Origin of the sequence: Desulfovibrio sp. DV, from assembly GCF_001936595.1 — a bacterium.
Taxonomy (GTDB): domain Bacteria; phylum Desulfobacterota; class Desulfovibrionia; order Desulfovibrionales; family Desulfovibrionaceae; genus Solidesulfovibrio.
On the sequence record NZ_MLBG01000002.1, the window covers coordinates 53,388 to 79,361 of the forward strand.

At 62.7% G+C, this 25,974-nt stretch carries 28 protein-coding genes and 1 pseudogene; all 29 read left to right on the forward strand.

Translation table 11 applies throughout. The features are described from left to right. Positions 1–11 precede the first annotated feature (11 nt). The 29 genes and pseudogenes from DVDV_RS00925 to cbiM all read left to right on the forward strand — a co-directional run bounded on the left by DVDV_RS00925 (position 12) and on the right by cbiM (position 25,956). Positions 12–1,220, forward strand: a complete 1,209-nt coding sequence (locus DVDV_RS00925; RefSeq protein WP_075352858.1) for a hypothetical protein — start codon at positions 12–14, stop codon at positions 1,218–1,220. 193 nt (positions 1,221–1,413) lie between these two features. Continuing rightward, positions 1,414–2,475 carry a hemolysin family protein gene (locus DVDV_RS00930; RefSeq protein ID WP_075352859.1) on the forward strand — a complete coding sequence of 354 codons (1,062 nt, stop codon included), beginning with the start codon at positions 1,414–1,416 and terminating at the stop codon, positions 2,473–2,475. Positions 2,476–2,499: 24 nt separating this feature from the next. After that, entirely contained in the window at positions 2,500–2,913 is a 414-nt protein-coding gene (locus DVDV_RS00935; RefSeq protein WP_075352860.1) for a cytochrome c maturation protein CcmE, read from the forward strand. A 207-nt stretch (positions 2,914–3,120) separates the two neighbouring features. Then, complete coding sequence (locus DVDV_RS00940) at positions 3,121–5,013, forward strand: heme lyase CcmF/NrfE family subunit (RefSeq protein WP_075352861.1); 1,893 nt, start codon at positions 3,121–3,123, stop codon at positions 5,011–5,013. 9 nt (positions 5,014–5,022) lie between these two features. Beyond that, positions 5,023–5,694: a heme ABC exporter ATP-binding protein CcmA gene (gene ccmA, locus DVDV_RS00945; protein ID WP_075352862.1), complete on the forward strand. Its 672-nt coding sequence runs from the start codon at positions 5,023–5,025 to the stop codon at positions 5,692–5,694. Further along, positions 5,688–6,365 carry a heme exporter protein CcmB gene (locus DVDV_RS00950; protein ID WP_075352863.1) on the forward strand — a complete coding sequence of 226 codons (678 nt, stop codon included), beginning with the start codon at positions 5,688–5,690 and terminating at the stop codon, positions 6,363–6,365. The genes ccmA and DVDV_RS00950 overlap by 7 nt, the downstream gene beginning before the upstream one ends. 7 nt (positions 6,366–6,372) lie before the next feature. Continuing rightward, entirely contained in the window at positions 6,373–7,041 is a 669-nt protein-coding gene (locus tag DVDV_RS00955) for a cytochrome c biogenesis protein (protein WP_254845176.1), read from the forward strand. A 3-nt stretch (positions 7,042–7,044) separates the two neighbouring features. Continuing rightward, complete coding sequence (locus DVDV_RS00960; protein ID WP_075352865.1) at positions 7,045–7,185, forward strand: CcmD family protein; 141 nt, start codon at positions 7,045–7,047, stop codon at positions 7,183–7,185. Further along, positions 7,172–7,777: a tetratricopeptide repeat protein gene (locus DVDV_RS00965; RefSeq protein WP_075352866.1), complete on the forward strand. Its 606-nt coding sequence runs from the start codon at positions 7,172–7,174 to the stop codon at positions 7,775–7,777. The genes DVDV_RS00960 and DVDV_RS00965 overlap by 14 nt, the downstream gene beginning before the upstream one ends. A gap of 133 nt (positions 7,778–7,910) precedes the next feature. Next, on the forward strand, positions 7,911–8,549 hold the full coding sequence (locus DVDV_RS23080; protein WP_254845177.1) for an ABC transporter substrate-binding protein: 639 nt from the start codon (positions 7,911–7,913) through the stop codon (positions 8,547–8,549). Further along, positions 8,440–9,075: an ABC transporter substrate-binding protein gene (locus tag DVDV_RS23085; protein WP_254845178.1), complete on the forward strand. Its 636-nt coding sequence runs from the start codon at positions 8,440–8,442 to the stop codon at positions 9,073–9,075. The genes DVDV_RS23080 and DVDV_RS23085 overlap by 110 nt, the downstream gene beginning before the upstream one ends. Before the next feature lie 103 nt (positions 9,076–9,178). Then, entirely contained in the window at positions 9,179–10,063 is an 885-nt protein-coding gene (locus DVDV_RS00975) for a branched-chain amino acid ABC transporter permease (protein WP_075352867.1), read from the forward strand. Positions 10,064–10,110: 47 nt separating this feature from the next. Next, the gene (locus tag DVDV_RS00980; RefSeq protein ID WP_075352868.1) at positions 10,111–11,157 is read left to right on the forward strand and encodes a branched-chain amino acid ABC transporter permease; all 1,047 of its coding nucleotides are present in this window, start codon (positions 10,111–10,113) and stop codon (positions 11,155–11,157) included. A gap of 1 nt (position 11,158) precedes the next feature. Next, positions 11,159–11,945, forward strand: a pseudogene (locus tag DVDV_RS00985) (ABC transporter ATP-binding protein). Then, positions 11,938–12,645, forward strand: a complete 708-nt coding sequence (locus DVDV_RS00990; protein WP_075352869.1) for an ABC transporter ATP-binding protein — start codon at positions 11,938–11,940, stop codon at positions 12,643–12,645. Before DVDV_RS00985 ends, DVDV_RS00990 begins: the two are co-directional and overlap by 8 nt. Positions 12,646–12,676: 31 nt before the next feature. Further along, a complete protein-coding gene (guaB, locus tag DVDV_RS00995; RefSeq protein ID WP_075352870.1) occupies positions 12,677–14,134 on the forward strand; it encodes an IMP dehydrogenase in 1,458 nt (485 codons plus the stop codon). A 1-nt stretch (position 14,135) separates the two neighbouring features. Then, positions 14,136–15,686: a glutamine-hydrolyzing GMP synthase gene (guaA, locus tag DVDV_RS01000; RefSeq protein ID WP_075352871.1), complete on the forward strand. Its 1,551-nt coding sequence runs from the start codon at positions 14,136–14,138 to the stop codon at positions 15,684–15,686. Positions 15,687–15,743: 57 nt separating this feature from the next. After that, positions 15,744–16,043, forward strand: coding sequence for a Sec-independent protein translocase protein TatB (tatB, locus tag DVDV_RS01005; protein WP_075352872.1), 300 nt, complete (start codon positions 15,744–15,746; stop codon positions 16,041–16,043). A gap of 18 nt (positions 16,044–16,061) precedes the next feature. Further along, a complete protein-coding gene (gene hisB / locus DVDV_RS01010; protein WP_075352873.1) occupies positions 16,062–16,652 on the forward strand; it encodes an imidazoleglycerol-phosphate dehydratase HisB in 591 nt (196 codons plus the stop codon). Continuing rightward, positions 16,652–17,332, forward strand: a complete 681-nt coding sequence (locus DVDV_RS01015; RefSeq protein ID WP_075352874.1) for a hypothetical protein — start codon at positions 16,652–16,654, stop codon at positions 17,330–17,332. Before hisB ends, DVDV_RS01015 begins: the two co-directional genes overlap by 1 nt. Then, positions 17,329–18,072, forward strand: a complete 744-nt coding sequence (hisA, locus tag DVDV_RS01020) for a 1-(5-phosphoribosyl)-5-[(5-phosphoribosylamino)methylideneamino]imidazole-4-carboxamide isomerase (protein ID WP_075352875.1) — start codon at positions 17,329–17,331, stop codon at positions 18,070–18,072. The genes DVDV_RS01015 and hisA overlap by 4 nt, the downstream gene beginning before the upstream one ends. Continuing rightward, on the forward strand, positions 18,069–18,269 hold the full coding sequence (locus tag DVDV_RS01025) for a heavy-metal-associated domain-containing protein (RefSeq protein WP_075352876.1): 201 nt from the start codon (positions 18,069–18,071) through the stop codon (positions 18,267–18,269). Before hisA ends, DVDV_RS01025 begins: the two co-directional genes overlap by 4 nt. Positions 18,270–18,462: 193 nt before the next feature. Next, positions 18,463–19,029 carry a thermonuclease family protein gene (locus DVDV_RS01030; RefSeq protein ID WP_254845179.1) on the forward strand — a complete coding sequence of 189 codons (567 nt, stop codon included), beginning with the start codon at positions 18,463–18,465 and terminating at the stop codon, positions 19,027–19,029. A 163-nt stretch (positions 19,030–19,192) separates the two neighbouring features. Continuing rightward, positions 19,193–19,564, forward strand: a complete 372-nt coding sequence (yajC, locus tag DVDV_RS01035) for a preprotein translocase subunit YajC (RefSeq protein WP_075352878.1) — start codon at positions 19,193–19,195, stop codon at positions 19,562–19,564. 115 nt (positions 19,565–19,679) lie between these two features. Beyond that, entirely contained in the window at positions 19,680–21,284 is a 1,605-nt protein-coding gene (gene secD / locus DVDV_RS01040; RefSeq protein ID WP_075352879.1) for a protein translocase subunit SecD, read from the forward strand. Between the two features lie 98 nt (positions 21,285–21,382). Next, positions 21,383–23,476: a S9 family peptidase gene (locus DVDV_RS01045; protein WP_075352880.1), complete on the forward strand. Its 2,094-nt coding sequence runs from the start codon at positions 21,383–21,385 to the stop codon at positions 23,474–23,476. Between the two features lie 5 nt (positions 23,477–23,481). Then, positions 23,482–24,348, forward strand: a complete 867-nt coding sequence (locus tag DVDV_RS01050; protein ID WP_075352881.1) for a hypothetical protein — start codon at positions 23,482–23,484, stop codon at positions 24,346–24,348. A gap of 144 nt (positions 24,349–24,492) precedes the next feature. Next, positions 24,493–25,272, forward strand: a complete 780-nt coding sequence (locus tag DVDV_RS01055) for a DUF4198 domain-containing protein (RefSeq protein WP_075352882.1) — start codon at positions 24,493–24,495, stop codon at positions 25,270–25,272. 75 nt (positions 25,273–25,347) lie between these two features. After that, positions 25,348–25,956 carry a cobalt transporter CbiM gene (gene cbiM, locus DVDV_RS01060; RefSeq protein ID WP_075352883.1) on the forward strand — a complete coding sequence of 203 codons (609 nt, stop codon included), beginning with the start codon at positions 25,348–25,350 and terminating at the stop codon, positions 25,954–25,956. Positions 25,957–25,974 lie beyond the last annotated feature (18 nt).

A 25,974-nucleotide genomic window follows, 5' to 3' on the forward strand; every position in this document is an offset into this window, starting at 1 on the left:
GACGACATCCCTTGCAAAGCCGACTCACCTTCTTTCGTCGTACGATCTCCTGTCTGGCCGCCATCCTGTTTCTGACCATGCTGGCCCTGCCGACCCTTGATCGCGTCTTTCAATTCTCGTCCAAGGGCACGCTGGCCGAGTCTGATACCGCTGCTTTGCCGACATTGACCGCCGAACCGGCCTCCTGGGGCCGCTGGTTTAACACCCTGCGGCGCGGCTACCTCGACCGCCGCTATAATCTGCGCAGCCTGCTTATTACCTGGAACAGCTATATGGACACCTTTGTCCTGGCCTCCACCATGCCCTCGTCCAAGGTTTTGGCCGGCAAGGAGCATTGGCTGTTTTTGTCCCAGGACGGGGCCTTTCGCAGTGTCATCGAAGACGCCCGCTCACCGGATGATTTGCCGGCAGCCTCGCTCAATATCCTGGTTGATGAGCTTGATCGCCGCCAGCGATGGCTCGAGGCCAGGGGCATTCGGTATCTGGTCATCCTGACCCCGAACAAAAATTCCGTCTATGCTGATATGTTGCCCGAATCGTTCCGTCCCCAGCGTACGGAAAGCCACCGGGATCAGTTCGTCAAGGCCGTGCAGGCCAGGACAAAAGTTGATATCGTTGATGTTACTTCTGCCCTTATTGAGGAAAAAAAGAACAACAAAGTCTTTTATATGACGGATAGCCACTGGAATGCCCACGGTGCTTTTGCCGCCTACCGGCGTGTCATGGACAATCTCGTGCGCGATTTCCCGGCCATTACGCCTCTTAATCGCGAGCAGTTCCGGGTGGAGCAATACACCTGGCTGCCGGGTGATCTCGCCTTCATGATGGGACTTTCCGATTATCTCAAAGAAGATCGTGTCATCTTCTTTAATAAAGAATGGTACAAAGCCAGAGGCGTTTCCTACAACGGGCCAGTTGACCCACAATATTTTGAAATTCCCCAGTACTCTGTCACCGGCAACGCCAAGCTGCCCAATGCCGTGATCTTTCACGACTCGTTTTGGTGGGAACTGTTGCCCTTCATGGCCGAGTCCTTTGACAAGGCCCTCTACGTCTGGCTCAAACCCCAGACGGAAACCCAACTGCGTCTGTTTGATTACGCCCTGGTCGAGCGGGAAAAGCCCGACGTGGTCATCGAGGAATTTACCGAACGCTACATCATCCCGCCCTTGCGCGGGGGATTCAAACTCAAAAATGACACGGCGGCGGGACAGAACTAGCGCCCCTGGCCGCTTTACAAGCGCCAGGAAATCCGTATAGAGAAAAAACCACTGTAGTATGTCGCGGCCCAAGGCCACGAGGAGTCTTGCCCTTTCCCATGGAACACGATTCAGCCCCTTCATCCCCGGACGCCGATTTTCCCGCTCCTGCCAGCCCGGCTCCGTCCATTTTGTCTTCAGGGGCCGATAGCCAATGCTGACCTTGATCGTTGCCGTGGCTCTGGCTGTCGTCCTGTCGGCATTTTGTTCGATGAGCGAGGCGGCGCTGTACTCCGTGCCCTGGAGCTGGATCGAACGGCTGCGCAAGGATGGCCGGGCCTCCGGGGAGCTGCTCTATAGCCTGCGCTCCAATATCGAAAAGCCCATCACCGCCATCCTGACCCTCAACACCATCGCCAATACCGCCGGAGCAGCCGTGGCCGGGGCTGCCGCCTCCACGGTCTTCGGTTCCGATGATGTCTGGCTTTTTACGGCCGCCTTTACCGTGGTTATCCTGGCTGTTGGCGAGATATTGCCCAAAACCGTGGGGGTCGCCTATTGCCGCCCGGTGTCTGTGCTGATCGCCGCGCCGATGAAATACATGATCCTGGCTCTGCTTCCCATCATCTGGGCCGGCGGCCTGCTGGCCAGACTGGTGGCCGGCAAACGCCGCGACCCTATGTCGTCGGAAGAGGATTTGCGGGCCGTGGTCAGCCTGACCCGGCGTGAGGGCATCATAAAGCCCCTGGAAGAACTTTCCATCAAGAACATCCTCTCCCTGGACTGCAAGGCCGCCAGCGACGCCATGACCCCGCGCACCGTGGTTTTTTCCCTGCCGGCCCAGATGACCGTGGCCGAGACCCACGCCGAGGGCAAGGGCATGTGGCCCCACAGCCGCATTCCGGTCTATGACGCCGACGACCCGGAAAACATCGTCGGCATCGTCTACCGCCGCGAGGTCCTCGAAGCCCTGGCCAACGACCACGACGACGTCCGCCTGTCCGATCTCATGAAGCCGGTCCGCTTCGTTTTGGATACCATGACCCTGGACCGGGTCTTGGTTAAATTCCTGGAATCGCGTATGCATCTCTTCGTGGTGCTTGACGAGTACGGGGGCGTCTCCGGCGTCATCACCCTGGAAGATGTCCTGGAAGAGATTTTAGGCAAAGAAATCATTGACGAAACCGACCAGGTAGCCGACATGCGCGAACTGGCCCGGACCCGGCGCGAGGACCTTTTGCGCCAGCGTGCCCGGGACGACGCGCCCACGACGTAATCTTCAACCGAATCGGGTTTTGCCATGGCGAAAAAAAAGAATACCCCCATGTATCTTGTGGCTTTGGCCCTGTTTCTCGGTGGCCTCGGCTATTTGCTCTATTCGGGACTGGGCGAAAATACCTCCTATTTCCTCAATGTGTCCGAGGCTTTGGCCATGCAGCCCAAGGAGCTTTCCAAGGCTCGCTTGTTTGGCACCGTGGCTGAGGCCGGTGTGGCCCGTCCTGAAGACGACCTTGGAGTCAGTTTCAATCTCATCGACAAGGATCAGGCCGCCAAGACCATCCGCGTCGATTTCCGAGGCGTGGTTCCCGATACGTTCAAGCCGGGCGTCGAGGTCATTGTGGAAGGGGGGATCAATCCCGCCTCCGGCGTTTTCGCCGCCAGCACCCTCATGACCAAATGCCCGTCCAAGTATCAGAAGGAAAACCGCGGATAATCCATCGGCTCCTTGCCGGGCGCTTGGTGCCGGTCGGAAAGCCTAGCCGACCTGCATCGCCTGTCGCATACCTGCGGCAGGGAAACGGCGGTCCCACCCTGAATCAACTGCTACGAAACTGTCTGGAAGCCCCTTTGCTCGCTGTGGCCTATTGCTGACCGACAAGCAATTGCAGCGTGGAGGGAGGGCTGCACCATAGGAGTCCTGATGCACGTTACGGCATATTTCTCCCTGCTTGCCGCCATGATGCTGTGCCTTGCCGGTTCTGTTACGGCAATGTTCGGTTTGTGGCGACGGGAATACGGACGACTGGCCCTCATTGAAAAGGGACATCTGCTGGCCACGGCCGCTGTGGTCCTGTCCTCGGCCATCCTGGCCGTGGCCCTGTGGCGCCGGGATTTTTCCTTTGTCTATGTGGCGGAATATACCGATACCTTGCTGCCGCTTTTTTACACGCTGACGGCCTTTTGGGCCGGACAGGCCGGGTCGCTGCTCTTTTGGATGCTGGTTTTGGCCCTGTGCGGCGTCTGTTTTGCCTTGTCGCCGGCCTACAAAAGCTTAAGCGTCCCGACCCGCCATGCCTACTGGATGTTTTTTCTGGCTGTTGAAGCCTTTTTCCTGCTGCTCCTGACCGGTCCCACCAATCCGTTCCTGGAAGCCGTGCCGCCGGTGCCCCAGGGCCGCGGCCTCAACCCGCTGCTGCGAAATCCGGGCATGATCTTCCATCCGCCGCTGCTGTTTCTCGGCTATGCCGGATTCGCCATCCCGGCCTGTCTGGCCCTGGCCGCCTGGCTGGTCGGCGAGCAGGCGTCCTTTGCCGTTGCTGCCCGCAACACCACCATCCTGTCCTGGATCTTTCTGTCCGCCGGCATCATTCTTGGTGGCTGGTGGTCGTACATGGAACTGGGCTGGGGCGGCTACTGGGCTTGGGACCCGGTAGAAAACGCTTCGCTTATTCCTTGGCTGGTGAGCACGGCCTTCCTGCACACCTCCATTGTCGAGCGCCGCACCAAGGCCCTGGCCAAGACCAACGTCGCCCTGGCAGTCGTCACCTTTGTCTCCTGCATCCTGGGCACCTATCTCGTGCGCAGCGGGGTGGTCGAATCGCTGCACGCCTTTGGCGAGGGCGGGGTCGGCGGGCCGCTGCTCCTTTTCATGCTTTTCACCCTGGTCATCCTGGCTGCCGTGCTGGTGGCCGGTGCGCCTTTCTTTGCTGATCGCGTCAAGCCCCTGGCCGGGCTTATGAGTGTGCCGGGCTTTCTGGTTGTTTTGGCCTGGCTCATGCTGGCCTTGTCCGCTGTTGTTTTCCTCGGCACCCTGTGGCCGGTCATCAGCAAACTGTGGAGCGCCAACCCGGTCGGCCTGGATGCCGGGTTCTACAACCGGGTATGCCTGCCGCTGTTTGCCCTGGTCACGGCGTTGGTTGCCTTCTGTCCGCTGTTGTCTTGGAGCGAGGGCGTGCGCGACAAGGCAGGCCTTGGCGTGGCCGTAGGCGCTTTTGTCGGTGGCGGCGTCATCCTCTACAGCCTGGGCATCCGTCTGCCGGTGCCGCTTTTTGCCTCGAGTGCCTCCATCGCCGCCATGGCCACGGTAGGGTATGTCTTTCTCCGACAGCGCCATGCCAGAAGCCGGGCCGGAGCCCTTGGCGCCTACAGTGTCCATCTGGGCCTGGCCCTGGTCACCTTGGGCATCGCCTTTTCCGGCCCCTACCAGGTAAGCCAGGAAGCCGTGCTGACTCCCGGGCGCACCATGGAAGTCGGCGGCTTCACGCTCACCTTCAAGGACCTCGAACAGGAACAAAACGAAGCCATGGCCATCAGCCGGGCCATTATCGACGTCAGCCGCGACGGCAAGCCTGTCGGCGTCCTGGCTCCTGAACGGCGCATTTACACCGGTTTTGAACAGCCCTTTGCCGAAGTCTCCACCATCCCGAGCCTTGGCGACGAACTGTATGCCACGCTTATAAGCTCCACCGACAAGAAGGCAGCCAGCCTCAAGGTCAGCGTCAACCCGCTGGTCAACTGGGTCTGGATCGGCGGCACGCTTATGTGTCTGGCCCCGTTCCTGAGCCTTCGCCGCCTGCGGGCCAGGGCCGAGTAGGGCGGGGGTATGGCCGAGGCAGTCCTGACGCTTCGCCGGGTGAGCCGTTTTTACGGCGAGCGGGCGGTGCTCAAAAACATCGATGTGGCTGTGTTGCCCGGGCAGGCCCTGTTGGTGGTCGGTCCCAACGGCGCCGGCAAATCGACCCTGCTGCGCCTGGTGGCCGGACTCCTGCCGCCAAGCGAAGGCGACATCGAATCCGGGCTGGCCCCGGGGGAGATCGGCTACCTCGGCCACAAGACGCTCATTTATCCCAGGCTGACGGCCCGGGCCAATCTGGCCTTCTGGCAGACCATGTTCGGCCTGCCCCGCGACGACGCCCCCATCGAGGCGGTTTTGGCCCGGGTGGGACTGTCCCGGTTTGCCGACGAGGAAGCCGGGGTCTTCTCCCGGGGCATGTCCCAACGCCTGAGTCTGGCCCGGGTGTTTCTGACTGCCCCGCGCCTGCTGCTCCTGGACGAACCGGCCTCGGGGCTTGATCCGGCCTCGGCTGCAATGCTGCGCCGGGAGATCCGGGCGGCGGCCGATGCCGGGGCCTCGGTGGTTTGGGTCAGCCACAATGTGGTTGCCGATCTGCCGGTGTGCGACCGGGTGCTGCTCCTTCGCGGCCATCGGGTGGCCTACGACGGTGCGGCCCGGGACTTCGACGTTTCGGGTCTGGCCGGGGAGGCCACATGCTAGGCGCGTCCGTTGCCATCGCCCGAAAGGACCTGCGTCTGGCCCTGTCCGGGGCGCAGGGTCTGGTCCAGACCGTGCTGCTTGGGCTTTTGCTCATTTTCATCATGAGCCTGTCGCGCGAGCCCGGGGAAATGTCGCCGCCGCTGGCCGCCGCCGCCATCTTCTGGCTGGCCACGGCCTTTGGCCAGGTGCTGGTGTTCAATTTCCTCTATGGCCTGGAAGAGGCCGAGGGGGCGCGGCTCGGCCTGCTTTTGTCGCCGGCCCCGGCCCAGGCCGTGTGGCTCGGCAAGGCGGTTGCCGGCTGGGTGTTGCTTTTTTGCTGCCAGATGGTATTCGCCCCGGCAGCGGTGGCCTTCCTTGGCCAGTCCGTGGCCGGTTCCTTCGGCATGGGCTTGGTCGTCGTGGCGGCTGTCGACTGGGGGCTTTGCGCCCTGGGCTCGCTGCTGGGGGCTCTTTCCGTTGGCCGCTCGTCGCGGGAATCGCTGTTGACCGTGATCCTTTTTCCGCTGCTCATCCCGGCCCTTCTGGCCGGCATCCGGCTGCTGGAAACGGTCATTTCGGGTCGGGGCATGGAAACCGTCGGGGCCTGGACCGGAACCGTGGTGGCTTTTGATGCGGTGTTCACCGCCGCCGCCCTGGTCCTTTTTCCCTTTCTTTATACCGGCGAGGAATAGGCATCCCATGATCCGCATATGCGCCCTGGCCGCTGCAGTCCTGTCGATCCTGGCCCAGTACGCCATCTGGTTTTACGCCCCGGTGGAAGAGACCATGGGCGTGGTCCAGAAGATTTTTTATACCCACATGCCCATGGCCTGGTGGTCACTCGTAAGTTTTTTCGTCGTGTTTGTTGCTTCCATCCTCTATCTGGCCAGACGCCGGGACGCCTATGCCCGGCTGGCCGGGGCAGCCGCCGAACTGGGCGTTTTGATGTCCGGTCTGGCCCTGGCCACGGGCATGTGCTGGGCCAAGCCCATCTGGGGCGTCTGGTGGACCTGGGACCCCCGGCTGACCACCACCCTGGTCATGTGGTTCGTGTACGCAGCCTATCTGCTTCTGCGATCCTCTGACGTCGGCGGGCAGCGCAAGGACACGGTCCTGGCCGTCCTTGGCGTGGTGGCCTTTCTCGATGTGCCCCTGGTCTTTATCTCGGCCCGCTACTGGCGCAGCATCCACCCGGCCGTCCTTGGCTCCCAGGGCGGCGGCATGGAACCGGAAATGTGGCTGGCCATGGCGGCCAACCTCGTGGCCATGGGCCTTTTGTGGCTGGCCCTGCTTGTTGCCCGCACCAAACAACTCGCCGCCGGCGCGGCTGTCACGGCCCTCCTGCGCCACGGCTCCACAAGGAATTAAGTCATGGGGAAGGAAGTCTATCTGTTTGCGGCCAACGTCCTGGTCTGGGTCGGCCTCGGCTGCTACGTGGCTTTTTTGGCAACCTCCCAAAAGCGTCTTGAACGGCGTCTCAAACGCCTGGAGATTTTAAATGACGACAACTGAACAGAGCCAGGGACCCAACGCCTCGGGGCGCATGGTCCTGGCCTTTGTGGCCTTTTCCCTGGTCATCATCTTTGCCGCCTCCTTCATCTACCGCATGGAGCGTCCGTCGCTTGAAGTGCACCAGAAAAAAGGGCAGGGCGGGATGCCCCAGGGCATGGATTCGGCCATGAACGGTCCCATGCGCGAAGTCATGGAACTGATGCAGAAGTTGCAGGAAAACCCGGATGATCCGGGCCTGCAGATGGCCATGGCCGAGCGCTTCATGGCCATGGGATCGTTTGACCGGGCCAAGGCCTTTTTGGACAAATTGGTCAAGGTCCGCCCGGACGACCCAGATGTCTTAAACGCCCTGGGCGTGGTCCGCTACAACGTCAACGACCTGGAAGGGGCCAAGGCCGCCTTCGAGGCCATCCTGGCCAAGGACGCCGAAGACTACCGGGCGCGCTTCAATCTGGGCCTTTTGTACAAATATGCCCTGGGACAGCCGGACAAGGCCAAAGAGGCCCTTTCCGCCGTCATTGCTTCGCCCAAAACCGATCCCGAGACCCGAAAGACCGCCCAAACCGAACTTGAAACGAAACCGGGTTCGTAAGCGAGATTGCTTTTCATGACGTTTTAGTGAATGTTGCCGCGTAACGCGACCGTACCCAATCCGGGCCGGCGAGGCCGTCGCCCGGAAACCGTGCTCCGATAGCCCCTTACAACCATAACGGGAGGAAGACTCGATGTTTGGCAGGAAATTGACCCGGTCAACCCTGTTCGCCGCCGCCCTGGCCCTTGGCCTCTCGGCCGGCCCGGCTGCCGCTGCCGACACCATCAAGATCGCCGTGCCGTCACCCTTTACCGGCAGCGCTGCCGGGTATGGGGAAAACGTCAAGGCCGGCGTCATGCTCAAGCTCGAAGAGATCAATGCCGCCGGCGGCATCGGCGGCAAGAAGCTCGAAGCCGTCTACCTCGATGAGCAGTGCGAACCCCGTGAGGCCGCCACAGTTTCCTCCTCCATCGTCAATGATCCCGAGATCGTCGGCATCGTCGGCCACCTGTGCTCCTCGGCCCACCTGGCCGGCCTGCCCGCCTACGTGCGCGAGGGCATCGCCGCCATCACGCCCACGGCCACCAACACCACCATCTCTTCCAAGAGCAAGGACGAGGCCGGCAAGGCTTGGTCGTTTAGAAACGTCTACCGCGACGATTTCCAGGGCAAGTTCCTGGCTGATTACACCGACAAGGTGCTGGGGCTTAAAAAAGGTCGCCGTGTTCTACGAGAACAACGACTACGGCATCGGCCTGAAAGACGCCTTTATCAAGGAAGCCAAGACCCTGGGCCTGACCATTGTCGGCGAGGAAGCCTACAAGAAGGGTGACCAGGACTACACGCCCCAGTTGACCAAGATCAAGGGCGCGGCTCCCGAGGCCATGTTCATCGCCGGCTACTATCCCGAAGGCGCGCTCATTGCCGACCAGTCCAAAAAGATTGGCCTCAACATCCCCAAAATGGGTGCTGACGGTTTTGACAACGCCGACTACGTCAAGCTTGGCGGCGCGGCCGTGGAAAACACCTACCTGACCGCTCCCTTCCTGGTCGAGACTGCCGGCGCCGACGCCAAGAAGTTCATCGACGCCTTCAAGGCCAAGTACAACCGCGATGTTGACTGGATGAGCGCCAACGCCTATGACGCCGCCGGCATCATGGCCGAAGCCATTGCCAAGGTCGGGGCCGATCGGACCAAGATCCGCGATTATCTGGCCAGCCTTAGCAGCCCCGAAAAAGGCTACAAGGGCGTCACCGGCGTCAACTACTTTGACGCCAACGGCGATTGCTTGAAGCCCGCCTATGTCAAGGTGGTCAAGGACGGCAAGTTCGTCCCCGCCCCCAAACAGATGAACTAGGCGGCCGCTACCGGAAAACCGAACGCGAACAGGCTGGACACCCTCCAGCCTGTTCGCGCTTGAAGGCCCAACCACTTCACGTCAAACCGCCTCGGAGCAGACGTTGCTCGAACAACAGCTCGTTAATGGGTTCACCCTGGGCCTCATATACGCACTCATAGCCGTGGGTTACACCATGGTTTACGGCGTCATTGAGCTTATCAATTTCGCCCACGGCGAAATCTATATGCTCGGGGCTTTTCTGACCCTGTCGTTTATTTCCCTGGGACTGCCGCTGCCTGTCGCCGTCTTGCTGGCCATGTTGGCTGCCGCCGCCATCGGCGTGCTGCTCGACATCGTCGCCTACCGGCCTCTGCGCGAGGCCCCGCGGCTGGCTGCACTCATTACCGCCATCGGCATGTCCATTTTTCTGCAAAACCTGGCCATGATCATCTGGGGCAGCCGGCCGCTGCCGTTTCCCAAACAGGCCATCCCCGCCTTTTTCAATGATCCGGCCCTAACCTTTTCCGACGTGACCATCTCCTGGATGCAGGTGATCATCTACGCCGTGGCCGTGGCCCTCATGGTGGGCCTTAACCTGATCATCACCAAAACCCGCGTGGGCACGGCCATGCGCGCCCTGGCCCAGAACCAGACGGCAGCCGCGCTCATGGGCATCAACGTCAACCGGGTCATCACCTTCACCTTTGCCCTCGGCTCGGCCATGGGAGCCATGGCCGGCATCATGGTGTCCATGTATTACAACACCATGTATCCCACCATGGGCTATCTGGCCGGGGTCAAGGCCTTTGCCGCCGCAGTGCTCGGCGGCATCGGCTCGGTGCCCGGGGCCATGCTCGGCGGCGTGGTGCTCGGCATCGCCGAGACCCTCGGCGCAGGCTATATCTCCTCGCCCTATCGCGACGGCGTGGCCTATGCGGTCATGATCCTGGTCATCATCTTCCGTCCCTCGGGCCTGCTCGGCCGGGCCGTGACGGACAAGGCGTAGCAACCGGCGGCCGGTGCGACCGGCTCCCAGAACAGATCGGAATACACATGCGCGGCGCGGCAAATACACTGAAATACCTGCTTCTGGCGGCGATCCTGACCTACCCGTTGATGCCTTTTCGGGACACCTACGTCCTGCACGTCCTGGTCCTGATCATGGTCTACATGGTCCTGGCCATGGGCCTTAACATCCTGCCTGGATTTTGCGGCCTGCTCGACCTCGGGTTCGTCGGCTTCTACGGCATCGGGGCATACACGGCCGGGCTGCTCACCATCCACTACAACATGTCGTTTTGGCTCATTGTCCCTCTGGCGGTCATCAACGGGGCGCTGTTCGGGATGCTCCTTGGCGCGCCCACCTTGCGGCTGGTGGGGGACTATTTTGCCATCGTCACCTTTGGCTTCTCCGAACTGGTGGTCCTTTTTCTCACCAACGAAATCTGGCTCACCCGGGGGCCGCTTGGCATCCCCGGCATCGCCCCCATTGCCTTCGACGTCACCTGGCTGGCCACGCTGCTTGGCATCAACGAACGCTGGCGCTACGCCTTCCGGGGCGAGATCCCGTATTACTATCTGGCCATGGTCATGGTGGCCCTGGTCTATCTGGTCATGCGCCGGGTGGAGGATTCGCGCCTGGGCCGGGCCTGGCTGGCCATCCGCGAGGATCCCATGGCCGCGGCCTCCTGCGGGGTGAACCTTTTCGCCTACAAGGTCATCGCCTTTGCCGTCTCCACCGGCATCGGTGCCCTGGCCGGAGCCTTTCTGGCCCGGTGGACGCTTTTTATTTCGCCGGACATGTTCAAATTCTGGGAATCCTTCCTGGTCTTGTGCATGGTGGTGCTCGGCGGGCTTGGCAACATCAAGGGCGCGCTCATCGGCTCGGTCATCCTGATTGCCCTGGGCGAGGTGCTGCGGGTGGTCCTGCCCAAGCTCGGACTGCCGGCCGAAACCCGGTTTCTGGTCTACGGCCTCATCATGGTGCTCATCATGCGGTTTCGTCCCAACGGCATTTTCACCCAGGTGGCGGAATCGACCATGCAAAGCCAACTGATAAAGGATCTGCGCGCCCGGTTGGATGCGCGTCGGACGGCGTAATATGGATGCGATACTTACTGTAGACGGTGTGAGCAAACGCTTCGGCGGGCTCATGGCCTTAAGCGACGTCTCGTTTGCCGTGGAGCGTGGGGCGATTACCGGCCTCATTGGCCCCAACGGCGCAGGCAAGACCACGATGTTTAACTGCGTGGCCGGCATTTACACCCCGACCGACGGCCGCATCCTCTTTGCCGACGGAGCCGAAGAGCGCAACGTGGCCGGCAACAAGCCCGAGCGCATGACCATCCTGGGCGTGGCCCGGACGTTTCAGAATATCCGGCTTTTCGGCACACTGACCGTGCTTGACAATGTGCGCATCGCCCGCCACTGCCGCACCTCGGCCAATTTCTTCGGCGCGGTGCTGCGGACCCGGTCCCAGCGGATCGAAGAGCAAGGCATCATTGACGCGGCCATGGACAACCTCGATTTCGTGGGCCTTGGGGAAACGGCCCTGTCCCCGGCCTCGAGCCTGTCCTATGGCGACCAGCGCCGCCTGGAAAATCGCCCGGGCCCTGGCCACCGACCCCAAACTGCTGCTGCTCGACGAGCCGGCCGCCGGCATGAACCCCAGGGAGACCGAAGCCCTGGTCGATCTTATCCACGCCATCCTCGGGCGCGGCGTGACTGTCGTGCTCATTGAACACGACATGAAGCTCGTCATGCGCATCTGCAAGCGCCTGGTGGTCCTGGACCACGGCGTCAAGATCGCCGACGGCTCCCCCCAGGACGTGCGGACCAACCCTGACGTTATCGAGGCCTACCTCGGCAAGGGTGCGGCACATGCTTGAACTGTCCGGCATTGAATCCTATTACGGCAACATTCAGGCGCTCAAAGGCGTCTCCCTGCACATCGCCCAGGGTGAAATCGTCACCCTGATCGGAGCCAACGGCGCAGGCAAAACCACCACGCTGATGAGCATTTCCGGGGTGGTCCAGCCCAGGCAGGGCAGGGTGGCCTTTTTGGGCGATGAGACCACGCGCCTTTCAACCGAGCGCATCGTGTCCCTCGGCATCACCCAGGTGCCCGAGGGCCGCATGATTTTCCCCAGGCTGACGGTCAGGGAAAACCTGCTCATGGGCGCATACCTGCGCAAAGACAAGGCCGGCATCCGGGCGGACGAGGAGCATGCCTATACCCTGTTCCCGGTGCTGCGCGAACGGCGAAACCAGATGGGCGGCACGCTTTCGGGCGGAGAACAGCAGATGCTGGCCATCGGACGGGCGCTTTTGGCCCGGCCCAAACTCCTGCTGCTCGACGAGCCGTCCCTGGGGTTGGCTCCTTTGGTGGTGGAAAACATTTTCGAAATCATTCAGCAGATCAACAAGGACGGCGTAACAGTGCTGCTTGTCGAGCAAAATGCCCAGATGGCGCTGCAGATCGCCCATCGCGGCTATGTGCTCGAAACCGGCCGCGTGACCCTGGAGGGGCCGGCTCGCGACCTCTTAAACGACCCCAAGGTGCGTTCCGCCTACCTCGGCCTGGACTAGGCCGACCCATAACCCGGACGGAGATTGCGATATGGAGAAAGTCATTAATTTCGGCCTCACTTTTGACGATGTGTTGCTTGTACCGGCCTATTCGGAAGTGCTGCCCGACCAGGCCGATGTTTCCTCGTGGCTGACCCCGGACATCAAGCTCAACATCCCCCTGGTCAGTGCCGCCATGGACACGGTCACCGAGTCGCGCATGGCCATTCAGCTGGCCCGAAGCGGCGGGGTGGGCGTGGTGCACAAGAACATGTCCATTGCCCAGCAGCGCCTGGAAGTGGAAAAGGTCAAGAAGTCCGAATCGGGCATGATCATTTCCCCCATCACCGTGGTTCCGACCATGACGGTGGAGCAGGCCCTGCGCCTTATGAGCGAATACAGCATTTCCGGCCTGCCGGTCGTTGACGGCGACACGCTCGTCGGCATCGTCACCAACCGCGACGTACGCTTCATCAAGGACTCCGTCACCACCGTCGGCCAGGTCATGACCAGCGAGAAGCTCGTCACCGTGCCGGTCGGCACCACCCTGGAAGAGGCCAAGCACCACCTGCACGCCAACCGCATCGAAAAGCTGCTGGTGGTTGACGACAACAACAAGCTGCGCGGCCTTATCACCATCAAGGACATCGAAAAAATCCGCAAATACCCCAATTCCTGCAAGGACAGCCTGGGCCGGCTGCGGGTGGGCGCGGCCATTGGCGTTGGCGGCGACCGGGACGAGCGGGTCCAGGCCCTGCTCGATGCCGGCGCGGACTTCCTGGTCCTCGATTCCGCCCACGGCCATTCCAGAAACATCCTGGACTCCATCCGGGCCATCAAGGTCGACTATCCCGACTGCCAGCTCATTGCCGGCAATGTCGGCACCTACGACGGAGCCAAGGCGCTCATTGCCGCCGGAGCCGACGCGGTCAAGGTCGGCATCGGCCCCGGCTCCATCTGTACCACCCGGGTGGTGGCCGGTGTGGGCGTGCCCCAGGTCACGGCCATCATGGAAGCGGCCCGGGCCTGCCGCGAGACCGGCAAGCGCATTGTGGCCGACGGCGGCGTCAAGTTCTCCGGCGACATCGTCAAGGCCATTGCCTCGGGTGGCGACACCGTCATGATGGGCGGTCTTTTTGCCGGCACCGAGGAAAGCCCCGGCGAAACGATTCTCTACCAGGGCCGCACCTATAAGATCTACCGCGGCATGGGCTCCATCGACGCCATGCGCGACGGCAGCTCCGACCGCTACTTCCAGGAAAAAACCAACAAGCTCGTGCCTGAAGGCATCGTCGGCCGGGTGCCGTTTAAAGGCCCGGTCACTGACAGCCTGTACCAGCTCGTCGGCGGCCTGCGTTCCGGCATGGGCTACTGCGGCTGCGCTTCCATCGAGGAATTGCAGCAAAAGGCCCAGTTTGTGCGTATCTCGCCGGCCGGACTGCGCGAAAGCCATGTCCACGACGTGATCATCACCAAGGAAGCCCCCAACTACCGCGTGGAGACCTACTGATATGCTCCAGCCAGACAAGGTCGTTATTCTCGACTTCGGCTCCCAGTACACCCAGCTTATCGCCCGCCGTGTGCGCGAGGCCGGCGTGTATTCGGAAATCCATCCCTGCACCGTCACCGCCGCCGAGGTGGCGGCCATGGCCCCCAAGGCCGTCATTCTCTCGGGCGGGCCGTCCAGCGTCACCGACGCCGACGCGCCGCCCTTTGACCCGGCCGTCTTTGCCCTGGGCCTGCCGACCCTTTGCATCTGCTACGGAATGCAGCTTCTGGCCCACCACCAGCCCGGCGGCACAGTGGCCGCCTCCACGGACCGCGAATATGGCCGGGCCGATCTGGAAGTGCTGGCCGATGTGCCGCTGTTTGCCGGTTTGCCGGAAAAATCCAGCCACATCGTGTGGATGTCCCACGGCGACAAGGTCACTACGCCGCCGGCCGGCTTTGTGGTGGCGGCGCGCACCAAAAACGTGGACATCGCCGCTCTGGCCGACGTGTCCCGGCGCATCTACGCCCTGCAATTCCACCCCGAGGTGGCCCACACCGAGGATGGCGAGCGCATCCTGCACAACTTCCTCTTTGACATCGCCGGCCTGACCACGGGCTGGACCATGTCGAGTTTCCTTGAGACCGAGCTTGCCGCCCTGACGGCCAAGGTCGGCGACGACGAGGTGGTCTGCGCCCTGTCCGGCGGCGTGGATTCCACCGTGGTTGCCGTCATGCTGCACAAGGCCATTGGCAAGAAGCTCCACTGCATCTTCGTCGACAACGGACTTTTGCGCATGGGCGAGGGCGAGGAAGTGGCCGCCTACCTGCGCGAACACTTCGACCTCAATCTCCACTATATCCAGGCGTCCAAGCTCTTCCTCGACAAGCTGGCCGGGGTGACCGACCCGGAGGAAAAGCGCAAGATCATCGGCCGCACCTTTATCGAGGTCTTTGAGGTCGAGGCGGCCAAGCTGCCCAAGGTCAAGTATCTGGCCCAGGGGACGCTTTATCCCGACGTCATCGAGTCCGTGTCCTTCAAGGGCCCCTCGGCCGTCATCAAAAGCCACCACAATGTGGGCGGCCTGCCCGAGATCATGAAACTTGAGCTGATCGAACCGCTGCGCGAACTGTTCAAGGACGAAGTGCGCAAGGTGGCCGTCGAACTCGGGATGCCCGATTTCATCATCTGGCGGCATCCGTTCCCCGGTCCGGGCCTGGCTATCCGCATCATTGGCGAGGTCACCGAGGAACGGCTTGAGATTTTACGGCGAACGGATAAGATCGTGCAGAGCGAGCTTATTGCCTCCGGCTGGTACCGCAAGGTCTGGCAGGGGTTTGCTGTTTTGTTGCCGCTTAAAACCGTCGGGGTCATGGGCGATGGACGGACCTATGAAAACGTGGCCGCCATCCGGGTGGTGGACAGCCTCGACGCCATGACGGCGGACTGGAGCCGGGTGCCTTCGGAGATCCTGGCCGTGATGTCCAACCGCATCATCAACGAGGTCAAGGGCGTCAACCGCGTGGTGTTTGACATTTCGTCCAAACCGCCAGCGACCATCGAGTGGGAATAGTCACGGCGAACGCGTCACAATCCCGGACCGCTTCGGCCCGGCCAAAAGAGTAGTGCTATGTTCGGCATCGGTTCCACGGAGCTTCTGGTCATCTTAGTGGTGGCCCTGATCGTCATCGGCCCTTCCAAGCTGCCTGACCTCATGAAGACGCTTGGCAAGGGCATGGCCGAATTTCGGCGCATGAGCACCGACGTCAAATCCACCCTGGAAGCCGAGGTGGACCGGGCTGATCGGGAGCAGAAACAGGCCGAGGCCAAAAAACAGTTGTATCCCGAAACTGCCGAGACTCCTGACGCAGCCAAACCGGCCCAGGCCCAAGCCGCTGCGCCGGTTTCCAAGGAGGCCCCGGGCGCCTAGGCGTCCGGGGACACAACCATGCCTGATCGTTTTGGAGCTTATTCCCGGGAAACCGGAGAAACCCGTGTGGCCGTCGAAATCACCATCGACGGCGACGGCACGGCAGTGGTGGACACCGGATACGGTTTCGCCGACCACATGCTCAATCTACTCACTTTTTGGGCTGGCTTTGATCTCAAGCTGACCTGCCGGGGCGATTTGGAAGTGGATGCCCACCATTCCCTGGAAGACGTGGCCATCTGTCTTGGCGAGGCTTTTCGCCAGGCCCTGGGGGACCGGGCCGGCATCGCCCGGGTGGGTGATGCCCGGGTCCCCATGGACGAGGCCCTGTGCGAGGTGGTGGTCGATCTGTCCGGCCGCCCCTATCTCGTCTATCGGGAAAACGTGCTGCCTCCGGTCATTGCCGGCGAGGAAAAGGACTTGTGGCGGGAGTTTTTCAAATCCCTGTCCATTTCCAGCCGCATGAACCTGCATATGCATTTCGTTTACGGTCAAAATGGCCACCATCTGGTGGAAGCGGCCTTTAAGGCGTTGGGACTGGCCCTGCGCCGGGCCACGGCCGCGCAAGGATCGAGCAGGGTGCCGAGCACCAAAGGGAGCCTGGACTGATGCGAAGCAAATCAATGGCCTATCTTGGCGTGGCGCTGGTGGGCTTAAGCCTCATGGCCGGTTGCGTGCGTCATAACACGACCTCTGCCAGGCCCCCGGTGGCCACTGATGCCTCTACCTCGGCCGTGGCTTTTCTGGGCAAGACCTTTGCCGTGATTCCCTTCACCATCCCCGCCACGGACGCCGATTTGCTGGCCGGCTATTTGCCCGCCGCCCGGGTCGTGCCGGAAGTCGCCCCGGTGCATCTCGACGCCGCCCTGGACCAGGCCCTGGCCGGCTCCAAACAGACCCTCGCCCCGGCCAATCTGGCGGCTTCCTGCGCCAAATCCGCTCCGCGCGGCGAGGAATCCGGCCGTCTGGCCACGCTTCGCTACTATCAAAACGTCGGCAAGTGTGCCGGTGTGGACTTTGTTGTCGTGCCCATGGTCATTGACTGGCGCGAGCGTGTCGGTTCGGAGATCGGATCGACCAATCCGGCCAGCGTCGATTTCGTGCTCTATCTCATTGACGTGCGCACCGGCGGCCTGATCAAGCAGTACCACTTCGATGAAACCCAGAAATCCTTGTCCGCCAACATTCTGGACGCCCGGAAGTTCGTGGCCAGAAACGGCCGCTGGCTTTCGGCCATGGAACTGGCCCAGGAAGGCCTCAAACAGGGCCTCGCGGAGCTTGGGCTGTGATCGTATTTCCGGCTGTCGACATCAAGGACGGACAATGTGTCCGGTTGCGCCAGGGCGTGGCCGATGCCGTTACCGTGTTTTCGCCCGATCCCGAGGCCATGGCCCGGCATTGGGCCGGCCTTGGGGCCGAGTGGCTGCATCTGATCGACCTGGACGGCGCCTTTAGCGGCAAGCCCCGCAATTTCGATCTTATCGCCCGCATCTGCTCCGGCCTGGACATTCCGGTCCAGCTCGGCGGCGGCGTGCGGGATGCGGCCACGGCTGCCGCCTATCTTGAAGCCGGGGTGCGCCGGCTGATCATCGGCACCCTGGCCCTGGCCGATCCTGCGGCCTTTGCCGCCATTTGCGCCGCCCATCCCGGCCAGGTCGGGGTGTCGCTCGATGCCGTGGACGGCCGGCTCAAGGTCAAGGGCTGGGTCGAGGACTCGGGCCAGACCGTCGAGGACGTGCTGCCCGGGCTGGCTGCGGCCGGTGCGGCCTTTGTGGTCTATACCGATATCAGCCGCGACGGGATGCAGTCCGGGGTCAATTTGCCGGCCTTGGCCCGCTTGCTGACCCTGACCGAGTTGCCGGTCATCGTCGCCGGCGGCGTGGCCACCCTTGCCGACGTCAAGGCGCTCTATCCGTATGGGAAAAAAGGTCTTCAGGGCCTCATTTCCGGCCGGGCCATCTACGAGGGCAGCCTCGATTTTCCGGCGGCCCTGGCCTACATTGCCGCAAAGACCAAGGAGGATGCATGAAAACCATTGAAGTCGGCGGAATGCACTGTGGCAACTGCGCCAATTCCGTGACCAAGACGTTGTCTGCTGTGCCGGGTCTGTCCAATGTTTCCGTGGATCTGGCCAAGGGACTGGTTTCCTTTGAAGGGGAAGCGCCCGAGGACGTCATCAAGGCGGCCATCAACGCCATCGGTTTTGTGCCCGGAGCCATCAAGTAGCCAAGCGGTGTTCTATCGCTGCGGATACGGCCGTCGCGGCAAACGCGGCGGCCGCTTTTTTTGGGGAGGTGGAGCTATGGGCTGTGAAACAGGTCGTAGGGCAGGGAGGCGCTGCGTTGCCGGGCTTTCCTTCTGTCTGGCCCTGGTATGGCTTTGCTTTACAGCGGCCCAGGCCGGGCCGGCCCCGGTGCGGGTGGCTGTAGTCTTTGACGGCGACACCTGCCAGCTGGCCGACGGCCGCCGGGTGCGTCTGGCCGGCATCGATGCCCCGGAAATGGCCCACGAGGGCCGGGCGGCCCAGTATTATGCTGCTGCGGCTGCTGCCTTGCTGCAACGGGTCACCCGGGGCGTGCCGTTGCGGTTCGTTGGAGTCGGGCCGGACAAGGACCGCTTCGGCCGCATGCTCGGCGACCTCCTGCTCCCGGACGGTGCTTCGGTCGCCGCACTCCTGGTTGGCGAGGGGGCGGCCTTTTTCTTCTGGTTTGACGACGTGCCTGCTGAACTGGCCGAACGGCTGCTTTTGGCCCAGCGCCGGGCCATGGCGGCGGGCCGGGGCGCGTGGCCGCGTTTGCTCGCCCTGCCAAGGCCGGGTGCACCCTATGTCGGCAATACCGCTTCCCATCGCTTTCATGCGCCCGACTGCCCGGATGCGGCCCGTATCGGCCGGCGCAACCGGGTGCTTTTGCCGACCCTTGCTGAGGCCTTTGGCCGGGGATTTGCCCCGGCCAGGGGATGCACACCCTGGCCCGAGGCGCGATAATCCGGCCTTCCCGGCCGGCCCGAACGCAATTGAACCTTGACGTGACGGCTTTTTTGGACCATCCATTTTGGCGCGATAGACTCGTTCCGAGCCCTGCATCGTCTTGCGGATGTTGCCGCGAGACGGTCTTTCGGACGCTACCACCATCTCAACTGGAGGCATCATGCTTTTTCCGAGCTTGGCGCACGCCATGGGCGCCGCTCCCGGCGGCGACGCTGCCGGGGGCAACCCCATCACCGCCTTTCTGCCGCTGATCCTTATGTTCGCCATCTTCTATTTTCTGCTTATCCGTCCCCAGCAGAAAAAGGCCAAGCAGCACCGGGAATACCTGGGCGGCCTCAAGCGCGGCGACTACATCCTGACCGGCGGCGGCATCTACGGCCGCATCATGGAAGTTCATGGCGACAAGCTGACCGTTGAAATTGCCAAAGACCTCAATATCGAGATCAATCGCAGTTTTGTGTCCGGTCCCGGCGACGCCGCGACTCCGGCCGCCAAGGCCGAGCCCAAGGCCAAAGACAAGTCCAAAGACTAAGGATATCCCACTTCGGGCCGCGTGACGCCCGAAGCGACGACGAAGGGCTGCTCGCGCAGTCCCTTCGTTTTGTCGTTGCACACGAAGTGTTAGCCTCCCAAGGAGAGCCTCGCCCATGACTGGAACTCTGCGTTGGCGACTGGCCGTGATCAGTCTCGTGGCCTTTCTGGGCCTCATCTACATGTTGCCCTCCCTGGGGTCGGTCAAGCAGACTTTTTTGGGCAAATTCCTGCCCGATGACGTCATCAATCTGGGCCTTGACCTCAAAGGCGGCATCCACCTCACCCTCGGCGTTGATGTTGACAAGGCCCTGACCACCTCCCTGGCCCAGATGGGTCGCGATATCCGCGACCAGGCCAAGGAAGAGGGCATTGTCATCCAGCGTCCGGCGACCACGGCCGACGGCAAACAGCTGGAATTCGTCCTGGCCACCCCGGAAAAGCGCGATGCGCTGGGGAGCTTTCTGTCCAGCCATTTTTCAGTGCTTCACGTGGACAGCGTGAACAGCGCCGCCGAAGGCCGCTTCGTCTACAAGCTGTCGTTCACCCAGCGCTACAGGGACGACCAGGCCCGCATGACCGTGGATCAGGCCGTCAAGACCATCCGCAACCGCATTGACGAATTCGGCGTGACCGAACCCGACATCCGCAAGCAGACCGACAACCGCATCCAGATCCAGTTGCCGGGCCTACAGGACCCTGAACGGGCCATCAAGCTGATCGGCAAGACCGCCCACCTGGAGTTCAAGGTCGTGGATGACACGGCCGATCTGGAAAAAGCCCAGAAGGGCATCGTGCCCCCGGGTGATGAATTGTCCGTGCTGCGCCACAGAAATCCTGACGGCTCCTATCTGGAACGGCCCATTGTGCTCAAGGCCGACGCCGTCATGACGGGTGAGAACATTGCCGATGCCCGGGCCAACTTCGATCCCAACAATCAGGCCTACGTGGCCCTGACCTTCACCCCCGGCGGCTCGCGCCAGTTCGAGCGGGTCACCGGCGAAAACGTCAAAAAGCAGCTGGCCATTGTCCTGGACGGCAAAGTCTATTCGGCCCCCACCATCCAGGAGAAAATCGGCGGCGGCCGGGCCAGCATCACCGGCCGGTTTTCCACCGAGGAAGCCCGCGATCTGGCCATTGTGCTGCGCGCCGGCGCGCTGCCGGCCCCGGTCAATATCTTGGAACAGCGCACGGTCGGCCCATCCCTTGGACAGGAATCCATTGAGAAGGGCGTCTATTCGGCTGTGGTCGGCGGCATCATCGTCATTGCCTTCATGATCATTTACTACGGCGTGGCCGGAGCCGTGGCCGACATGGCCCTGCTGTTCAACCTCGTTCTTATTGTGGCCGGTCTGGCCGGGTTCGGGGCCACCCTGACCCTGCCGGGCATCGCCGGCATCATCCTGACCATCGGCATGGCCGTTGACGCCAACGTCATCATCTTCGAACGCATTCGAGAAGAACTGCGCCGGGGCCTGACCGCCCGGTCAGCCGTGGACGTCGGCTACAGCCGCGCCACCCTGACCATCCTCGATGCCAACGTGACCACGGTCATTGCCGCCGTGGTCCTGTATCAGTTCGGCACCGGCCCCATTCGGGGCTTTGCCGTGACCCTGATCCTTGGCATCGTGGCTTCGATGTTCACGGCCATTTTCTTCACCAGGTTCCTCTTCGATCTGTGGCTGTCTAAACGGCCGGCTGACGCGACAATTCACATCTAGGTTCCACGGCCCCCGCAAGGGGGCCTTTCTTGTTGGGGATTTGACCGCCAGGCCAACCGATCGTACAGTGGCGGCCACTGTTTGAAACGAGGTCCTTTGTGCCCCATTTTGCCGTCCGACGTCTGCTGACCGGCCTTGTCGCCCTGGCGCTCCCTTGGTTTGCGACCTGGACTGCCGCGGCCGAGTCGGGGAAAGCCTTCGACATCGACGACATGTTGCGCGTGGCCATGGTCAATGACGTGCGCGTGGCTCCCGATGGCCGGCGAGCCGCCTTTGTCGTCACCCGCAGCGCCATGCAGGGCGATGCCGGGGAACTCTCCTCGCGCATCTATCTGGCCGACCCGGCCAAAGGAACCGCCAAGCCCGTCACGCCGGAAAAAGAGACCTGCGACAAGCCGCGTTTTTCTCCGGACGGCTCAAAATTGGCCTATACCGTTGCCGGCGAAAACACCCTTGACCTCTACATCCTTCAGACTGCCACGGGCCAGACCCGCCGCCTCGCCGGCAGCTACGAAGATATCCTGGACCTGGCTTTTTCCCCGGACGGCAAGTCCCTGGCCCTGTCTGTGACCACGGCCGGCAAGACGACCGAGGCGCGGCAATCCGGCTGCGATGCCGAGGTGGAGGTGTTCGACAGCGACGTCGGGGTGGCCAGTCTCGCCCTCCTGCCCCTGGGATCGGGCGGCCAGCCCCGTCCCCTGGTCACCAACCGTGATGTGGGGGCCTTCGCGTTCTCCCCAGACGGCCGGCACATTGTCTTTGAGACCACCGATCCGGCCACACCGCCCCGGGGGCGGCACAGCACCTCCCCGATCAGCCGTTCCGACCCGGTCGATGCCGCCAATACCGACATCGCAGTGGTTGATGTGGCCCGTGGAACGGTGCGCCTGCTGGCTGCCACCGAGGCCTCGGAAAATACCCCCTGTGTTTCCCCGGATGCCGCGACAGTGGCCTATGTCGCAACCGCGGCACCCGGTTTTTATTACAGCGCCGGCCGGGTCATGGTGGTGCCCCTGGCCGGAGGCCAGCCTCGGGCCTTGGCCCAGACCCCCAATGCCCGCCCGGAACTCCTGGGCTGGGCCAGTGACGGCCAAAGCCTTCTGGTTCGCGAGGCCGAGGGAACAACCTCCGTGCTCTACGCCCTGCCGGCAAGCGGCGAGGCCCCGCAGCGTTTTTCCGACACCCCCCATGTTGTCGCCCAGGCCGCGCTGTCCCCCGGCGGCCGCCATCTTGGACTGGTTCTGACCGACACCGATCTGCCGCCCGAAGTCTTCCTGACCCCGGCCGACCGGTTTGCCCCCCGGGTGATTTCTTCGGTCAACAGCGCCTTTGCCACATTTCGGACTGCCCGTTCCGTCGTCGTGCACTGGCAGTCTGCCGACGGCACACCCATCGAAGGCCTGTACATCCCGCCGGTGGCAGCCGCCAAAGGCCCACCGCCGCTTTTGATCGAACTGCACGGCGGCCCGGCCCAGGCCGCGCAGCGGATCTACGTTGGTGCTCTGGACAGCTACCCCCTGGCTGTTTTTTCCGAGCGCGGCTACGCCATTTTCCAGCCCAATGTCCGTGGCTCCGATGGCTATGGGCCGCAGTTTCGCCGGGCCATCGTCAGCGATTGGGGGGGCAAGGATTTCGAGGACCTGCAGACCGGGATTGATGCGCTCATTGCCCGCGGACTGGCCGACCCCAACCGCCTGGGCATCATGGGCTGGAGCTACGGCGGCTATCTGACCGCCTGGGCCATCGGCCATACCGACCGCTTCGCCGCGGCCTCCATCGGGGCAGGCATCACCAACCTGACCAGCCTGTGCGGCAGTATGGATCTGCCGGATTTCATTCCGCTGTATTTCGGCGGCGAGGCCTATGAGCGATTCGACTTCCTGTTTGACCGCTCACCGCTCAAATACGCCGCCTCGATCAAGACACCGACTCTCTTCCAGCATGGCATAAGCGACGAGCGGGTCCCTTTTACCCAGGCCCTGGAACTCTATACCGCCTTGTCGCGGCGCGACGTCGTCACCCGTCTGGCCGCCTATCCCCGAAGCGGCCACGACATCACCGAACCGGGCCTGCTGCGGGACCTCATGGTGCGAAACCTTGACTGGTTCACCAAATTCGTGCCGGTTGGCGGCCAGGCCTCTCCCGGTGCCCCTGCCGCCGCACCGGCTGCCGGGCCACCGGGCAACGGCTAGCGGGCATGGCCGTGCCTGGGCAGAGCCTGCCGCGCCGGACCGGGGGTCGCCTGTTGTGGCTGGCCTGTCTGCTGCTGCTCGTAAGCGGTGTGGCTGCGGCCGAGGACGGACCGTTTGAAATGTCGGCCACGGTGCGTTCCCTGGGCTACCGGGACATGCGTGAGCCGGTTTCCTTTACGCCTTCAGCCGCTTATGTGCCCCAGCACGGCGGCTGGACCCGTAGTTGGACCGAGCAACGGGCCTACGCCGGCGTATTGTATCGGGTGCTCGACCGGCGGCATGTCGTGGTGTCGGTCGGTGGGCATCTTGGGACGGCGGCGGGCGTTTTTGAAGCCAAGAACGTCGGCCAGGGCTTTGCCGAGTTGTGGCAGACCCGGCCGGCGTTCCTGTGGGGACCTTGCGCCCGGGTGGTCGTTCGGGAGGGCCCGGGGGAGGGGGTGTTTGCCCGGCTGGACTATGCCTTTTTTTCCGCTGCCGCAGCCGAAACCCGGGAAGAGGTGTCCAGCCCTTCCGGCGTCGGGACACCCCCTGCGGCCCGGGACGCTTTTTTTGCCTGGACCAGCCATGAAGCGACCGCTGCCCTCGGCTACGACTTTGGCCGCGTCAGCGCCAGCGCCGGTCTGTCCCTGATCGCCTTTCGCCTGGACAAGCGGCTCACCCACCACGTCGATCCCACCGGGGCCACAGGCAATGCCCTGGCTGCCATCCTGGCGCTCAATGCCTTCCCCAGCCACTACGTCTACCAACCCCGATGCCTTCTGGCTCCGGTCCTTGGCTTGGCCTTTCGTCCGACCGCCCGGCTGGCCCTGGAAGGGAGCATCCGGCCAACGGACCAGCCCGACGTGGCCCTGCGCCTGATGCTTGCCTTCTAGATAGCGGGCATCTGCTTGTCGACGCGGGCTGGACTAAATTGTCATCTTTGCGTGTTACTATATTGAACATCGTCTGAATTTGGGGTACCTTTCTGGTGCGTCGTGCTGGATACTGACGCTAAAACATGGAAAGGAGACTGCATAATGCGCCTATCCCGTCTTCCCCTGGCCCTGGCCGCCCTGGCCCTTTCCGCCAGCCCGGCCCTGGCCCACTTCGGCATGATCATCCCGTCGGCGGACGTGGTCAGCGACAAAAGCAAGGCCAAGGTGGAGCTTGCGATCTCCTTTTCCCACCCCATGGCAGGCAACGGCATGGACATGGCCAAGCCCAAGGCCTTTGGCGTCAAGGACGGCGACCAGAAAACCGACCTGCTCCCCACGCTCAAGCCCGCCAAGATCATGGACCATGCCGCCTGGACCGGGGAGTTCACCTTCAAAAAGCCCGGTGTCGGCACCTTTTTCCTTGTTCCGGAACCGTATTTTGAGCCGGCCGAGGACAAGTTCATCGAGCACCTGACCAAGGTGGTGGTGCCGTCCTTTGGCGAGGAAGAGGGCTGGGATGCGCCGGTCGGGTTGGCCGCCGAGATCGTGCCGCTCACCCGTCCTTTCGGCAATTATGCCGGCAACGTCTTTACGGGCAAGGTGCTCATTGACGGCAAGCCGGCCGCCGATGTTGCGGTGGAAGTGGAATTTTACAACAAGGACAAGGCTTACGAGGCACCCAATGACTATCTGGTCACCCAGGTGGTCAAGACCGATGCCAACGGCGTGTTCAACTACGCCGTGCCCTTTGCCGGCTGGTGGGGCTTTGCCGCCCTGACTGATGCCCCGGAAACCATGCAAAAGGACGGGGCCGACAAGAAGATCGAGCGCGGAGCGGTTTTGTGGACCAAGTTCGTTGAACCCAAACGCAAGAAGAAGTAGAACAAACCGCCTTGCCGGGGACAGCGGGACCGTACCTGTCCCCGGCTGCTCGGACCTTCTACCCCGGGACGACCAATGCATATCTCCGAAGGCGTACTCTCCGGGCCGGTTCTGGCCGGCGGCTGGGCCCTGGCCGCTGTCGGCACGACCCTGGGGCTCAAACGCCTGGACTACGATCGCCTGATGACCGTGGCCATTTTGTCGGCCGCTTTTTTTGTGGGGTCGCTTATCCATGTGCCCATCGGCCCGGTGAGCGCCCACCTGATCCTAAACGGTCTGCTCGGGGCCATCCTCGGACTTGCCGCTTTCCCGGCCATCTGCGTAGCCTTGCTGCTCCAGGCCGTGCTGTTTCAGTACGGCGGTCTTGTGGTCCTCGGTGTCAATACCTTTGACATGGCCTTTCCGGCCGTGGCTTGCTCCCTGATCTTTGGACCATGGTTGCGCAGCACCGGAACCATGCGCACGGTGGGCGCGTTTTGCTGCGGCTTTTTCGCCGTGCTCCTGGCCGCGCTGTTGACTGCCGGTGCGCTGGCCCTGTCCGGCGAGGCCTTCATGACCACGGCCACGGCCATTTTCCTGGCCCACCTGCCCATCATGGCCGTGGAAGGGGTCATCACCGCCATGGCCGTGGGCTTTTTAGCCAAAGTGCGGCCCGAGTTGCTGGCCATCCGTCTGGCCGGCTGAGGACTGCCAAGGAGCCCT

Bases quoted from the DNA above. Each gene is read 5' to 3' on its own strand.
- DVDV_RS00990 (WP_075352869.1), top strand. From the start codon at position 11,938: ATGCTTGAACTGTCCGGCATTGAATCCTATTACGGCAACATTCAGGCG.
- DVDV_RS00950 (WP_075352863.1), top strand. From the start codon at position 5,688: ATGCTAGGCGCGTCCGTTGCCATCGCCCGAAAGGACCTGCGTCTGGCC.
- DVDV_RS00965 (WP_075352866.1), top strand. From the start codon at position 7,172: ATGACGACAACTGAACAGAGCCAGGGACCCAACGCCTCGGGGCGCATG.
- DVDV_RS23080 (WP_254845177.1), top strand. From the start codon at position 7,911: ATGTTTGGCAGGAAATTGACCCGGTCAACCCTGTTCGCCGCCGCCCTG.
- guaA (WP_075352871.1), top strand. From the start codon at position 14,136: ATGCTCCAGCCAGACAAGGTCGTTATTCTCGACTTCGGCTCCCAGTAC.
- yajC (WP_075352878.1), top strand. From the start codon at position 19,193: ATGCTTTTTCCGAGCTTGGCGCACGCCATGGGCGCCGCTCCCGGCGGC.
- cbiM (WP_075352883.1), top strand. From the start codon at position 25,348: ATGCATATCTCCGAAGGCGTACTCTCCGGGCCGGTTCTGGCCGGCGGC.
- DVDV_RS01055 (WP_075352882.1), top strand. From the start codon at position 24,493: ATGCGCCTATCCCGTCTTCCCCTGGCCCTGGCCGCCCTGGCCCTTTCC.
- tatB (WP_075352872.1), top strand. From the start codon at position 15,744: ATGTTCGGCATCGGTTCCACGGAGCTTCTGGTCATCTTAGTGGTGGCC.
- DVDV_RS00980 (WP_075352868.1), top strand. From the start codon at position 10,111: ATGCGCGGCGCGGCAAATACACTGAAATACCTGCTTCTGGCGGCGATC.
- DVDV_RS01050 (WP_075352881.1), top strand. From the start codon at position 23,482: ATGGCCGTGCCTGGGCAGAGCCTGCCGCGCCGGACCGGGGGTCGCCTG.
- DVDV_RS00930 (WP_075352859.1), top strand. From the start codon at position 1,414: ATGCTGACCTTGATCGTTGCCGTGGCTCTGGCTGTCGTCCTGTCGGCA.
- guaB (WP_075352870.1), top strand. From the start codon at position 12,677: ATGGAGAAAGTCATTAATTTCGGCCTCACTTTTGACGATGTGTTGCTT.
- DVDV_RS01015 (WP_075352874.1), top strand. From the start codon at position 16,652: ATGCGAAGCAAATCAATGGCCTATCTTGGCGTGGCGCTGGTGGGCTTA.
- DVDV_RS00960 (WP_075352865.1), top strand. From the start codon at position 7,045: ATGGGGAAGGAAGTCTATCTGTTTGCGGCCAACGTCCTGGTCTGGGTC.
- secD (WP_075352879.1), top strand. From the start codon at position 19,680: ATGACTGGAACTCTGCGTTGGCGACTGGCCGTGATCAGTCTCGTGGCC.
- DVDV_RS00935 (WP_075352860.1), top strand. From the start codon at position 2,500: ATGGCGAAAAAAAAGAATACCCCCATGTATCTTGTGGCTTTGGCCCTG.
- DVDV_RS01025 (WP_075352876.1), top strand. From the start codon at position 18,069: ATGAAAACCATTGAAGTCGGCGGAATGCACTGTGGCAACTGCGCCAAT.
- DVDV_RS00955 (WP_254845176.1), top strand. From the start codon at position 6,373: ATGATCCGCATATGCGCCCTGGCCGCTGCAGTCCTGTCGATCCTGGCC.
- ccmA (WP_075352862.1), top strand. From the start codon at position 5,023: ATGGCCGAGGCAGTCCTGACGCTTCGCCGGGTGAGCCGTTTTTACGGC.
- DVDV_RS00940 (WP_075352861.1), top strand. From the start codon at position 3,121: ATGCACGTTACGGCATATTTCTCCCTGCTTGCCGCCATGATGCTGTGC.
- hisB (WP_075352873.1), top strand. From the start codon at position 16,062: ATGCCTGATCGTTTTGGAGCTTATTCCCGGGAAACCGGAGAAACCCGT.